General features: G+C 71.4%; 10 protein-coding genes and 3 pseudogenes. 3 read left to right on the top strand and 10 right to left on the bottom strand.

Annotated features, from left to right (window positions below):
- The first annotated feature begins 2 nt into the window (after positions 1-2).
- Positions 3-722, top strand: a complete 720-nt coding sequence (locus Ari01nite_RS47980; RefSeq protein ID WP_239163670.1) for a CBS domain-containing protein — start codon at positions 3-5, stop codon at positions 720-722.
- Positions 652-1224: a cyclic nucleotide-binding domain-containing protein gene (locus tag Ari01nite_RS47975; protein WP_203791263.1), complete on the top strand. Its 573-nt coding sequence runs from the start codon at positions 652-654 to the stop codon at positions 1222-1224. The genes Ari01nite_RS47980 and Ari01nite_RS47975 overlap by 71 nt, the downstream gene beginning before the upstream one ends.
- Positions 1225-1250: 26 nt before the next feature.
- Here the strand turns inward: Ari01nite_RS47975 and Ari01nite_RS47970 are convergent, their stop codons facing one another.
- The 6 genes and pseudogenes from Ari01nite_RS47970 to Ari01nite_RS47945 form a co-directional block, all read right to left on the bottom strand.
- Positions 1251-2108, bottom strand: a complete 858-nt coding sequence (locus Ari01nite_RS47970) for a universal stress protein (RefSeq protein ID WP_203791261.1) — start codon at positions 2106-2108, stop codon at positions 1251-1253.
- Positions 2105-4783 carry a bifunctional acetate--CoA ligase family protein/GNAT family N-acetyltransferase gene (locus tag Ari01nite_RS47965; protein WP_203791260.1) on the bottom strand — a complete coding sequence of 893 codons (2679 nt, stop codon included), beginning with the start codon at positions 4781-4783 and terminating at the stop codon, positions 2105-2107. The genes Ari01nite_RS47970 and Ari01nite_RS47965 overlap by 4 nt, the downstream gene beginning before the upstream one ends.
- 103 nt (positions 4784-4886) lie before the next feature.
- Positions 4887-5737 (bottom strand): annotated as a pseudogene (locus Ari01nite_RS47960) (nitroreductase family protein).
- Positions 5738-5750: 13 nt separating this feature from the next.
- Positions 5751-6713: an Acg family FMN-binding oxidoreductase gene (locus tag Ari01nite_RS47955; RefSeq protein WP_203791258.1), complete on the bottom strand. Its 963-nt coding sequence runs from the start codon at positions 6711-6713 to the stop codon at positions 5751-5753.
- Between the two features lie 198 nt (positions 6714-6911).
- Entirely contained in the window at positions 6912-7385 is a 474-nt protein-coding gene (locus Ari01nite_RS47950) for a universal stress protein (protein WP_203791256.1), read from the bottom strand.
- Positions 7386-7608: 223 nt separating this feature from the next.
- A complete protein-coding gene (locus tag Ari01nite_RS47945) occupies positions 7609-7839 on the bottom strand; it encodes a WS/DGAT domain-containing protein (RefSeq protein WP_203791255.1) in 231 nt (76 codons plus the stop codon).
- A 321-nt stretch (positions 7840-8160) separates the two neighbouring features.
- On the opposite strand from Ari01nite_RS47945, the gene Ari01nite_RS47940 reads away from it, so the two are divergent.
- Positions 8161-8556, top strand: a complete 396-nt coding sequence (locus Ari01nite_RS47940; protein ID WP_203791254.1) for an Hsp20/alpha crystallin family protein — start codon at positions 8161-8163, stop codon at positions 8554-8556.
- A gap of 50 nt (positions 8557-8606) precedes the next feature.
- Here Ari01nite_RS47940 and Ari01nite_RS47935 read toward each other — a convergent pair whose 3' ends face one another.
- The 4 genes and pseudogenes from Ari01nite_RS47935 to Ari01nite_RS51220 all read right to left on the bottom strand — a co-directional run.
- A complete protein-coding gene (locus Ari01nite_RS47935; RefSeq protein WP_203791253.1) occupies positions 8607-8960 on the bottom strand; it encodes a thiamine pyrophosphate-dependent enzyme in 354 nt (117 codons plus the stop codon).
- Positions 8957-9919, bottom strand: a complete 963-nt coding sequence (locus Ari01nite_RS47930) for a thiamine pyrophosphate-dependent enzyme (RefSeq protein ID WP_239163674.1) — start codon at positions 9917-9919, stop codon at positions 8957-8959. The genes Ari01nite_RS47935 and Ari01nite_RS47930 overlap by 4 nt, the downstream gene beginning before the upstream one ends.
- A gap of 36 nt (positions 9920-9955) precedes the next feature.
- A pseudogene (locus Ari01nite_RS51595) lies at positions 9956-10231 on the bottom strand (4Fe-4S binding protein); the annotation flags it as partial.
- A gap of 68 nt (positions 10232-10299) precedes the next feature.
- Positions 10300-11790, bottom strand: a pseudogene (locus Ari01nite_RS51220) (2-oxoacid:acceptor oxidoreductase family protein); the annotation flags it as partial.
- Between the last annotated feature and the right edge of the window lie 9 nt (positions 11791-11799).

The raw sequence follows: 11799 nt of genomic DNA, 5'->3' as shown, positions 1-11799 counted from the left end.
GCGTGAAGGGAAGGGAGGTTGTGATGGAGACAAGGAAATTCTGGACAGTTGACGACGTGATGACCGAGCAGGTGGTGTCCGTTGCGGACACCGCCTCCTACCGGTCCGTGGTGGATCTGCTGATCCGCCGCCGGTTCAGCGCTGTGCCCGTGGTTGACCCGTTCCAGCGCGTCATCGGCGTGGTCAGCGAGGCCGACCTCCTACGCAAGATCGAGTACGCGGGCGAGGAGGCCCCCCGGCTGTTCGACGGCCGGCGACGTCGCGGCGAACGGGGAAAGGCGCTCGGCCAGATCGCGCGTGACCTGATGGGTGCGCCGGCGGTCACCGTGCTCGGCGGAACCTCCGTCGCTGCCGCGGCACGCCTGATGGACAAGGAATCGGTCAAGCGACTCCCGGTGGTCGACGATCTCGGGCGGTTGATCGGCATCGTGACCCGAGGCGATCTGCTCAAGGTGCATCTCCGCCCGGACGAGGACATTCGCGCCGACGTGGAGAACGGCGTCCTGCGGCACGCGCTGGCCGGCCGGACCGCCAGCGTCACGGCCGAGGTCGACGACGGGGTTGTCATCCTCAGCGGCCGGGTCGAGCAGGCCTCCACCGCCGACGAGGCGCTCCGGCTGACTCGCCAGGTGCCCGGTGTGGTGGACGTCCATGACCAGATCAGGTACGACTACGACGACCGCACCATGCTCGGGACCGGCATCGCCTACGGCATCTATTGATGCGCCGAACCGAGCAAGGGGGTCGCCCGACCATGCTGTCCGCCTTCGATTGTTGGCATTGCACCCCCTGACCGGCGATCTACCGGCCGGGTGGCTGCGCCGTCTGGCGCCGCACGCTCGGCCGGTATACCGCCGTGCCGGCCACCGATTGACCCGCCAGGACACCCCGGCGGAACAGTTCTGGTTGTTGCACTCCGGAACGGTGGTAATCGATCTGCATGTACCGGGCCGCGGCGACGTGGTTCTCGAGGAGCTGGGCGCGGGTACGACGGTGGGCTGGTCGTGGCTGGTCGCCCCGTACCGCTGGCAGTTCGGCGCCGTGGTCACCGACGACATCCGCGCACTGGAATTCAATGCCGCCGGCATTCGCGCGCTGATCGCGGAGAACGACGAACTGGGGCGGGAACTCAGCGCCCGCTTCCTCTCCGTGGTAGCCGACCGGCTGCGGACCGCCCGGCATCGGCTCGTCGGACTGTACGCCTATCCGGCCGACACCACCTGAGCGCAGGCCGGGACGGCCCGCCGTGCTCAGGCATTGTGGATGACCACGACGGTGCAGGCCGAGTGGCGCAGCAGGTGCTGGCTCACCGAGCCGAGCAGTGCGCTGCGCACGGCTCCGCGGCCACGAGAGCCGACCACCAGCAGCTGGGCGGTGGCGCTAGCTTTCGCCAGGGCGTCGGCCGGGTGGTCCACCACCGCATCCGCCACGATCTCCAGGCCCGGGTACTTGTCCCGGACGATGGCGACCAATTCGTCGAACGATTGCCGCTCGGTGCTCGTGACCTGCCGGGTGACCAGCGGCGTGGCCTCCCAGAGGCCGGTCACCGGTTTCCAGGCGCGCAGCAGTCGTAGCGGTGCCCGGCGGGCCAACGCCTGGTCGGCGGCGAAGAAGGCGGCGGACCGGGCGGATGCGGAGTCGTCCACACCGGCCACGACGGGGCCGCCGGCCGGTTGTCCGCGGACGACGACCACGGGGCAGTGCGCGTGCGCGCTGACCGCGGCGCTGACCGAGCCGAGCAGGCCGGCGACGGCACTGTGACCACGGCTGCCGAGGACCACCAGGCTCGCCTCGGCGGAGCGGTCGATCAGGGTGACCGCCGCGTCGGCGTAGACCAGGGATAGGGTGGTGCGTACCGCCGGGAAGTTCTGTTTCGCGTCCGCGACGGCGGTGTTGAGGGTGTCCTTGATGGCGCGGTCGGTTTCGCCGTCGGGCCAGATCGAGGTCGCCGGGACCATGGAGGCGGTGGGGGCCCAGACCGGCCACTCGTAGGCGTACAGGAACTCGACCGGGGCGCCGGTCCGGGAGGCTTCGTCGAGGGCCCACGCGGCGGCGGCCTTGGCGTCGTCGGAGCGGTCGTACCCGACGACGATTCTGCGGGTGGTCATGATGACTCCTTTCCAGCCGGCTCCGTCGCGCTCAGGCGGCGGAGCAGGGGATCCGGCTCGGCGCCGACCGGCGCGAGTCGCAGCTTGGCGTCGACCGCGGTGACCCGGTCCGGGCCGGCCAGGACCGGGTTGAGGTCGAGCTCGGCGATCTCCGGGAAGTCCTCGGCGAGACGGCCGAGGCGCAGCAGCAGGTCCTCGAGGGCTCCGGTGTCCACGGCGGGTGCGCCACGGTAGCCGGTGAGCAGGGGAGCGGCGCGCAGCCCCCGCCACATCCGGCCGGCGTCCAGGTCGGTCATCGGCACCAGGCGTAGCGCCCGGTCACCGAGCAGATCGGTGTGCACGCCGCCCAGACCGAGCAGCACTACCGAGCCGAACAGCGGGTCATGGGCGACGCCGGCCACCAGTTCGACCGGCTCGCTCAACTGCCTCTGCACCAGCACCCCGGATCCGGGGCGGCCCGCCGCGGCGACGGAACGGAACGCGTGCCGGACCGCGGTCGGGCCGAGCAGGCCGATCCGTACCCCACCACTGTCGGTCTTATGCACGAGCTCCGGGTCGGCCGACTTGAGCACTACCGGATAACCCACGGCTTCAGCGGCCGCGGCGGCCGCGGCGGCATCCGCGGCGGTCACGGCCGGTGCGATGCCGATGCCGTACGCGGCAAGGATCTCGGCGGTCCACTCGTACGGCTGCCAGCCGCCGCCCTCCGCGAGCGCCCGCTGCACCGCGGAGCGCGCCCCCGCCCGGTCGATGCCGGGCAGCTCGGGACGGCGGCCCAGCGGCTGCCGGCGCCATTCGCCGTAGCCGGCGGCGTGTGCCAGCGCGCGGACGGCCCGTTCGGGTACGTCGAAGACCGGGACGCCGCGTTTGCCGAACCGGGTCAGCGGCCCGCCACCGACCAGCACGGCGGCCATCGCCAGCTCCGGGTGCCGGTCGGCGACGGCACCGAGGGCGGTCATGATGTCGGCCGGCCGGTTGGCGCGGGTGCCGATGACAACCAGCAGCACCATGTCGGCCGTGCCGCCGAGTGCGGCGGCGGCCGCGGCGGCCGCAAATGCTGCCGGCGTCGCCCCCGCACCCAGGTCGAGGGGATTCTCCCCGCCGCCGGCCGGAACGATCAGCCCGGCGGCCTCGGCCGCGTCGGCGGCAAGCACGTTCAGACCGCCGGCGTTGCCCACGATCGCGATCCGGCGTCCGGTGGGCAGCGGCTGGCCGGTGAGCATGCGCGCCGCATCCATCAGGTCATCGAGACCGTCCGGGCGGATCACCCCGGCCTGTGCGAAAAGCGCATCCACCGTGGCAGCCGGGGCGGCGGCGGCCGCGGTGTGCGAGGCTCCGGCGCGTTGTCCAGCACCGGACCGGCCGCTCTTGAGCGCCATGACCGGCTTACGGCGGGCCAGCGCCCGGACGGTACGGGCGAACTTGCGCGGATTGCCGAACGATTCGAGATAGAGCGCCACCGCCCGGGTGGCCGGGTCGTCGTACCAGTACGCGATGAGATCGTTGCCGCTCACGTCGGCCTTGTTGCCCAGTGACACGAAGGTGGAGATGCCGTGCCCGGAGCGGGTGGCGTCGTCGAGCAGGGCGATGCCGACCGCACCGGACTGGGCGGCCACCGCCAGCCCTCCGGCCGGCGGGGTGCCGGGCGCGAAACTGGCATCCAGACGGACCCGGGGGTCGGTGTTGACGACGCCGAGGCAGTTCGGACCGACCAGCCGGATGCCGTGCGACCGCGCGAACCGGACCAGCTCGCACTGGCGGCGCCGGCCCTGCGGCCCGGTCTCGCCGAAACCGGCGCTGAGCACGATCGCCGCGCGGACACCCACGGTCGCGCCATCGGCCAGCACCGCCGCCACCTGGTCTGCCGGCACCGCGATGACCAGCAGATCGACCGGCGCCGGCAGGTCGCACACCGACCGGAACGCCGGGATGCCGTCGATCGGCGTGCCGCTGCGGTTCACCGCGTACAGGTCGCCGGTGAAGCCGTACTCGCGCAGGCCGCACAACGTCTCGTGGCCCACGCCGCCGGGCTTGCGGCCGGCACCGACCACAGCGACCGAGGCGGGTGACAGCAGGGCCCGCAGCGACGCCCGCTCGGCGGCCCGGTCGCGCACATCGACGGCGGGCTCGTCCGACTCGTCGTCCGCGGTGTCCAGGCCGACGTCGACGATGCCGTCGTCGAACCGCGACCACGCGCGGGCGCTGAGATCCCGGGCGACTCGCAGCATCGGGAAGTTGTTGGGCAGGACCTCACCGATCAGCTCGCTGATGCCGTGGTGGTGTGCGCGTGCGGCGAGGTGTTCCAGCAGGAGGGTGCCGATGCCGCGCCCCCGGTGCGACGCCGACACGAAGACCGAGAACTCGGCGCGCCTGCCGGTGTCATCGGTGCGCTCGCCGGACGCGACGCCCACCACCTGATCACCCTCCTGGGCCAGCACCGCGATGTGGCGTCCGCCCTCCGGCAGGCAGAGGCGATCGATTTCGGCGGCCAGCGTGCCGCTGCTCGGCACGGCAAAGAAGCGCATGCGCAGGGCGTCGGGTGTGGCCTCGCCGTACATCTGAGCGAGGGCACGGCGGTCTGCCGGACGGACCGGCCGGAGCGTGACTATGCCGCCGTCCGCGGCCAGCGCGTCGACACCGTCGTACCCGGACTCGGATGCAGTGGTGGCCGTCATCGCAAGGTCCTCCCATCCCGGTTCGTCAACCTCGATCGTCGGACGACGGACGGTCGGCGGGCAGGGCGCCAGGTCCCCACCGGCTGGGTCGTAGGTCCCGGCCTCAGCCGGGCAGGGCGTCGGTAACGGCCCGGCGGCGGGTGCGGTGACCCGGTGTGCCGTATCCGAAGCGGATGGCGATCTGCGGATAACCGCTGCGACCCCAGTGCGCGGCGTAGTTGGTCACGCGCGGCCGGCACCTCGATCGGCTGGCTGATCAGCGAGGTGTCGACCCCGGCAGCGGTGGCGGTGAGCAGAACCTTCTGCAGGGCCTGGCCCGCCACGGTCTGATCGGCGGGTAGATCGCCCGGCACGCCCAGAATGCCGATGAGCGGCTCCGGCTCGTAGTCCCGTCCGGGAACGCGGGGCCGCTCGGCGAACAACCGCTGGGGCAGCAGGTCCTGGTTCGGCAAGAGGCGCTCCGGCGCTGGCCGGAACGCCGTCGGCGTGCGTCCACGCGACGATTTCCGCCTGATAGAACGCGTTGCGGCGAAGTACCCGGTCCGCGCTGTGGGCGATCTCGCTGACGCCGGTGAGCGCCGTCATTTTGACGAGCAGGTCGAGCCAGGCCGCCTCGCTGCGGGCGGCCCCGATCAGCCGGACCCGGACGTCGGCGGGAACCGGGTCGGGCCAGAACGGCCGAACCTCGGCGGGGCGACCCGTCGAAGCTAGGGCCAGGCGGGCGTTGTACGTGGCGGCACCGCAGGCAAGGCGAGCGGCCCAGCCGGAGCGGCCGGCGACGGCGAGCCGCCGAGCCGGGTCGATGTGGACCTCGATGGCGCCGTCCCGCAGGTGGAACCGCCAGGGCTGGCTGTTGTGCATGGACGGCGCCCGGATGGCCGCCGCGGCAGCCAGATGCAGGTCCGCGTCGTCGTAGGGACGAACGTCGGCGGCTGTGCCGGTCGAGCGGTCCATATTCTGGCCCCGACTAGTCGACGATGGTGATGACGTCGCGCGGATCCCGGCGAGGTACCGGGGGCAGCGGGTCCGCAGCCGACAGGTGGCCCAGCCGGATGACCAGATAGGGCTCCCCGATCCCGGCGAGCAGGCCGCGCAGAAGCTGACGGGGCCAGGCGACCTCGATGGTGTCGCTCAGCGGTGCCGTCGCCAGTCCGTCGGCGGTGGCGAGCAGCAACAGCGCCGAGAGTGCCTCGCCGCCGCGTAGCAGATCGGCGTGCTGGTCACCCGCGCCGAACAGGACGACGTAGGATGCGCCCCGGTCATGGCGGACCCCGGCGTTGAGCCCGGCGGTGCCGTCGGGTGTGAAGTTGCGGATCGGTACCCGGCGTAATCCGGGCTGCACAGCGGTCGCCGGCGGCACACCGTCACCGGTGAAGTCCGGCCGGCTGGTCCAATGGTGAAGGTCGGCCCGGTAGGCCGGATCCTCGAGCTCGGTTCCGGCTGCCAGCTCGGTCGACACAGCCAGCATGGCGGTCTGCTCGGGGCGTACGACGTGGAGGTAGGCACCCTCGGACTCGACGAGCCGGCGCAACCTGGTGAGTTCCGCCTCGGCCACCGGCCGGTCGTCGAACGCACGCCGATCGGTGCGCCTGCGGGTGATCGCCGCGGCCAGCCGCTGCGCCTCGGGGTCGGGCGGCACGGTCGTCTCACCCAGCCTTACCCGGGCGAGCAGATCGGGTTCAGCCGGGTCGGGCAGCCGTTCCACCGAAATCGCCCGTCCGGCCGCAGCCAGCGCCACCCGGGTGTGGTGCAGGGCGGCGCCGCAGCTGAGCAGCAGAAGCCGGCCGTCGGGATCGATACTGTCGACCCGTCGATCCGGCTCGGCGAACAGCTCCAGCGTGTCGCCGGTGATCCGCCAGGCCCACGGTTGTGTATTGAATACCGACGGTGCGTGCTGGGAGACGCGGGCCGCGTCCTCAAGCGGTGTCATGGCAGAACCTCCGTACGGGGGTTCCGTCCACGGTGCCTGTTTCCCAGCGGTGTCCCTCAGGGCCGAAAGTCCCGGATCGTCCGGCGATCGGACGGTGCGGTCGGGCGGGCGACGCGCGACCGCGGAACTTCGGTCCCGCGGTCGCGTCGCCGCTGTCGGCGCCGGTGGAGAAGCTCGATGCCTACCGGGGCATTCTCATCACTGCCGGGGTGCCGGTTCGGCGTCGTCGTGGCTGGCCGGTGGTGTCAGGGGGATGACGACCACCGGGCAGGTCGCCTTGCGGATGCATTCCTCGCTGACCGATCCGAGTACGGTGCGCCGGATCCGGCTGTGGCCGTGGCTGCCCAGTACCAGCAGGTCGGCGGTCCGGCCGGCGTAGGCGAGTGCGGTGCCCGGGCTGCCCTCGATCACTTCGGCGGCGATCGGTACGTGCGAGCCGTGTCGCGCGAACAGGGCGTGGATTTCGTCGTCGAGCAGGTGCGTGGCGCGTTCCTTGGCCTCGGCGGGGTTGGTCGCGGTGACCGGTCCGAACTCCAGCCCGTCCCAGGACCACGCGGTGACTGCCTGAACGGCGCCACCTCGGGCGTCCGCCTCGCGGACCGCCCACTCGAGCGCTCGCCGCCCGCCGTCCGAGCCGTCCACGCCGACGACGATCAGATGCCGTGTAGTCATGGCTCCTCCCTTCACCGTCACGGTGCCTTCGCCGCGCGCGGCGCGGCAGGGCCAGAAGTCCCGTCAGACGAGTTCTTCAGCACCTTCCCGGCAGCGGTCAGCTCCGGGCGCGGCACGACGAACGCCTTTACCTCCTGACCGAGCCGTTGGGCAGTTGTAGCCCGATCGCCGTCCCCGGGCCGGCACCTCGCGCCATGTCGGCTCCCTCCGGAGGACTGAGAAATCACGCGGGCCGGGCGGCACGTTTGGTGGGCCGCCGTGCCGGACGCAAGCGCGACATCTCGGCCGCCACCGCGGCGGCGAAGTCCCGGGCCTCGGGTACGGCAGCAAAGTCCGTGGTCACCCCGATCGCGGCCTGCTTGGCGTACGTCATCACGGCGACGCCGATGCGCATGGGCTCGGGGATCGGGACGTAGGGCAGGAACGAAGCGTCCAGCGGGCTCCGGTACTCCATCGTGGCCTCCGTTCACCGTTTCGCCCCGCCACCGTCGCGTGCGTTCGTCCGGCCTCCCTCGACCTGCTGCACTCTCAGCGCCTCGACGAGGTGTATGCCCGGGCGACGGTCCTGACACCCGGGCCGGAAGACCTGGCAGCCATCGGTGTCAACCTGATGGACGGGCGGCGTCGCGCGGATGCACTGCAGACCGCGCAGGTCACCGTCCCCGCAATGCTGCGCCGCGACATCCGGGTGGTGGGACGGGTCTTTCGGCCCTGACGGCCGGTGTCCGCACGAGATGCGATGGATGCGGATGAAACGTGAAAGGAGGAGGAGATGATGACTGGGCTGTTGCCGCGGTTGTTCGGTGATATGACCGACTGGATCGAAGTCGACCTCCCGCGCCCGCTGTCCGCGATGCGTCTCGAGGACAAACTCGGCGACGAGGAATACGTCCTGCGCGCGGAGCTGCCGGGACTCGACCCGGACAAGGATGTGCAGATCAGCGTGCTGCACGGCGTCCTGACCATCAAGGCGGAGCGCCGCGAGGAGGAACAGGGCCTGAACCGCACCGAGTTCCGGTACGGGGCCCTGCAGCGTTCCGTCCGGCTTCCGGCCAACGCCGACGAGTCCGCGATCAAGGCGACGTACCGCAAGGGGATTCTGGAGGTCACGGTCCCGCTGACCGAACCGCAGACGACCGGCCGGCAGATTGCCGTCGGCGCTGCGAAGTGACCTCGCCCCGGCCGGCCCGGCGGCACCGGTGCCGCCGGGCCGGCATCTGTTCAGCGTCTCGGGCGGGCGTCGGCCGGGAACCGTTCCGGGCCCCGGGTCGCCATCTCCTCGTAGACCTGCCAGCGTTGGTCGACTGCCTCCTGGGCCAGCACGGCGAGCCGGGCAGCCTCGGCAGGGTCGATATCGTGCAGACGCCGGAAGCGCAGCTCCTGGTCGGTGTACTCGGACAGCGGCGCCTGCGGCCGCGGGGAGTCCAGCAGGAACGGGTTGTTCCCGGCCGTGCGCAGCACCGGGTCGTAGCGCATCAGCGGCCAGTAGCCGGTCCGCACCGCTCGGCGTTGCTGGCCGAGCCCGTCGCGCATGTCGATGCCATGCGCGATGCAGTGCGCGTAAGCGATGATCAACGACGGGCCGTCGTACGCCTCGCCTCGCGCATGGCGCGCAGCGTGTGCTCCGGGTCGGCGCCCATGGCCACCCGGGCCACGTACACGTTGCCGTAGGCGATCGCCTGCAGGGCCAGGTCCTTCTTGGGTGTGCTCTTGCCGGCCGCCGCGAACCGCGCGACTGCGGAGAGCGGGGTGGCCTTGGACGCCTGTCCGCCGGTGTTCGAGTAGACCTCGGTGTCCAGCACCAGCACGTTGACGTCGCGGCCGCTGGCCAGCACGTGATCCAGGCCGGCCGAGCCGATGTCGTACGCCCAGCCGTCCCCGCCGACGATCCACACACTGCGCCGGACCAGATGGTCCAGGACGCTGCGCAGGTCGGCGACCACCGGGTCCCCGGGCGGCAGCCGGTCCATGCGGCGGCTCAACTCGGTTAGCCGCTCACGTTGGGCGGCGAACTCGGATTCCCGGCGTTGCGGGGCGATCAGGACGGCGTCGACCAGTTCGGGACCGAGCCGGCCCCGAAGCTCGGCCAGTCGCTCGGCGGCCAGGCGGTGGTGCAGGTCGGCGGCGAGACGGAAGCCGAGGCCGAACTCCGCGTCGTCCTCGAACAGCGAGTTGGACCAGGCGGGTCCCCGACCGTCGGGATTGCCGGTCCACGGCGTCGTGGGCAGATTGCCGCCGTATATCGACGAGCAGCCGGTGGCGTTGGCGACCATCAGACGGTCACCGAACAGCTGGGAGAGCAGCTTCAGACACGGCGTCTCGCCGCAGCCGGCGCAGGCGAGGGAGAACTCGAACAGCGGCTGCAGGAACTGCGCGCCCCGTACGGTGCCGAAATCCACCCGGGACCGGTCCGCGATCGGCAACCTCTCGAAAAACGCGATGTTCGTGCGGCCCGCCTCGAGCCGAGGTTCCCGTGGTTCCAGGTTGATGGCCTTGCCCTCCGGTGTGCTGATCGGGCACGCCTCGACACACAACCCGCACCCGGTGCTGTCCTCGAGGTAGACCTGCAGGCTGAATCGGGCGTCGGGCAGGCCGCGGGCGTTCAGCGCCGCCGCGGGGAAGCCGTCGGGTGCACCGGCGAGCTCCTTGAGATCGAAGAACTTGGACCGGATGACGCTGTGCGGGCAGACGAGGCTGCAGCGTCCGCACTGGATGCAGGTCCCGGGATCCCAGACGGCGACGAGATCGGCGATGTTGCGTTTCTCGTAGGCGGTGGTTCCGCCGGGGTAGGTGCCGTCCACCGGCAGAGCGCTGACCGGCAACTGGTCGCCGCGCCCGGCGAGCATGGCGGGCGGCGGCGGGTGGCCGTGGCTCGCTCGGGGAGGGGGACCCTTCGCAACGCCGCGAGGGTAGCGTCGACGGCCGCGTGGTTGCGGGCGACGATGTCGCTGCCCCGCCGGGCGTACGTCGTGGTTATTGCGTTTTTGATCTTTGTCATTGCCTGGTCGTGGGGCAGTACGCCACTGATCGCGAAGAAACACGTCTGCAGAATGGTGTTGGTGCGTCCAGGCAAGCCCGCCTCGGCGGCGATCCGATCCGCGTCGATGGCGTGCACGGTCAGGCGCTTGGCGATGATCTGCTCCTGCACATCGCGGGACAGCTCATCCCACACGCTCGCCGGATGTGGGCAGTTCAGCAGCAGCGTGCCCCCCGGCGCCGCGCAATCCACCACGTCCACCCGATCGAGCAGCCCGAGGTGATGACAGCCGACGAAGTCCGCCCTGGTGATCAGGTAAGGCGCGGCGATCGGGGCCGGGCCGAAGCGCAGGTGCGAGACGGTCATCGACCCGGATTTCTTGGAGTCGTAGACGAAGTAGCCCTGGCAGTGCAGCTTCGGATCGGCGGCAAGGATCTTGATGGTGTTCTTGTTGGCCCCGACGGTGCCGTCCGAACCCAGCCCGTAGAACACCGCTCGGACGGTGCCGGGTGGTTCGATGTCGAGGTCCTCGTAGGGCAGGCTGATGCCGGAGACGTCGTCGACGATGCCGACGGTGAACCGTGGGCGCGGCCGGGCCCGGCCCAGCTCGGCAAGAACACCCGAGACCATGCCCGGGGTGAACTCCTTGGAGCCCAGGCCGTACCGTCCGCCGATGACTGTGGGCATGGTGTCGCGCCCGCTCTCGGCCAGGGCGGCGAGCACGTCGAGGAAGAGAGGCTCACCGAGCGATCCGGGCTCCTTGGTCCGGTCGAGCACCGCAATCCGGGTCGCGGTCGGCGGAATGGCGGCCGCCACCGCCGTGGCGGGGAACGGCCGGAAGAGCCGGATCTGGAGTACGCCGACGCGTTCGCCCGCCGAAACAAGGTGCGCGACGGTCTCCCGGGCGGTCTGGCTGCCGGATCCCATCAGCACCAGCACCCGGTCGGCGTCCGGCGCGCCCGTGTACTCCACGATGTCGTACCGGCGTCCGGTGCGGGCGCCCAGTTCGGCCATCGCGGCGCGGACCGCCTCCGGCACCCGGGCGTAGAACGGGTTCACCGTTTCACGGCCCTGGAAGTACACGTCGGGGTTCTGCGCCGTGCCGCGCGCCACCGGCCGCTCCGGTGAGAGCGATCGGCCGCGCTGCTCGCGTACCAGTTCGGCCGGGACGAGGGCGCGCAGGTCGTCGTCGGAGAGCAGTTCGATGCTGTCCAGCTGGTGTGAGGTGCGGAAGCCGTCGAAGAAGTGCACGAACGGCACGCGGGTGCGGTGCGAGGCGGCCTGCGCCACCGCGGCGAGGTCGTGGGCCTCCTGGACCGAGGCGGAGGCGAGCAGGGCGAAACCGGTGGCGCGTACGGCCATCACGTCGGAGTGGTCGCCGAAGATGGACAGGCCCTGCGCGGCCAGCGCCCGTGCCGCCACGTGCAGTACCGCCGG

This window comes from Paractinoplanes rishiriensis (assembly GCF_016862375.1).
GTDB lineage: Bacteria > Actinomycetota > Actinomycetes > Mycobacteriales > Micromonosporaceae > Actinoplanes > Actinoplanes rishiriensis.
This window is presented reverse-complemented; position numbering and strand designations above follow the sequence as displayed.

What these genes read in the sequence shown, in the direction of transcription:
- Ari01nite_RS47950 (WP_203791256.1), bottom strand. Translation starts at nt 7,385, where the DNA reads ATGACTACACGGCATCTGATCGTCGTCGGCGTGGACGGCTCGGACGGC.
- Ari01nite_RS47970 (WP_203791261.1), bottom strand. Translation starts at nt 2,108, where the DNA reads ATGACCACCCGCAGAATCGTCGTCGGGTACGACCGCTCCGACGACGCC.
- Ari01nite_RS47975 (WP_203791263.1), top strand. Translation starts at nt 652, where the DNA reads ATGACCAGATCAGGTACGACTACGACGACCGCACCATGCTCGGGACCG.
- Ari01nite_RS47945 (WP_203791255.1), bottom strand. Translation starts at nt 7,839, where the DNA reads ATGGAGTACCGGAGCCCGCTGGACGCTTCGTTCCTGCCCTACGTCCCG.
- Ari01nite_RS47965 (WP_203791260.1), bottom strand. Translation starts at nt 4,783, where the DNA reads ATGACGGCCACCACTGCATCCGAGTCCGGGTACGACGGTGTCGACGCG.
- Ari01nite_RS47955 (WP_203791258.1), bottom strand. Translation starts at nt 6,713, where the DNA reads ATGACACCGCTTGAGGACGCGGCCCGCGTCTCCCAGCACGCACCGTCG.
- Ari01nite_RS47940 (WP_203791254.1), top strand. Translation starts at nt 8,161, where the DNA reads ATGACTGGGCTGTTGCCGCGGTTGTTCGGTGATATGACCGACTGGATC.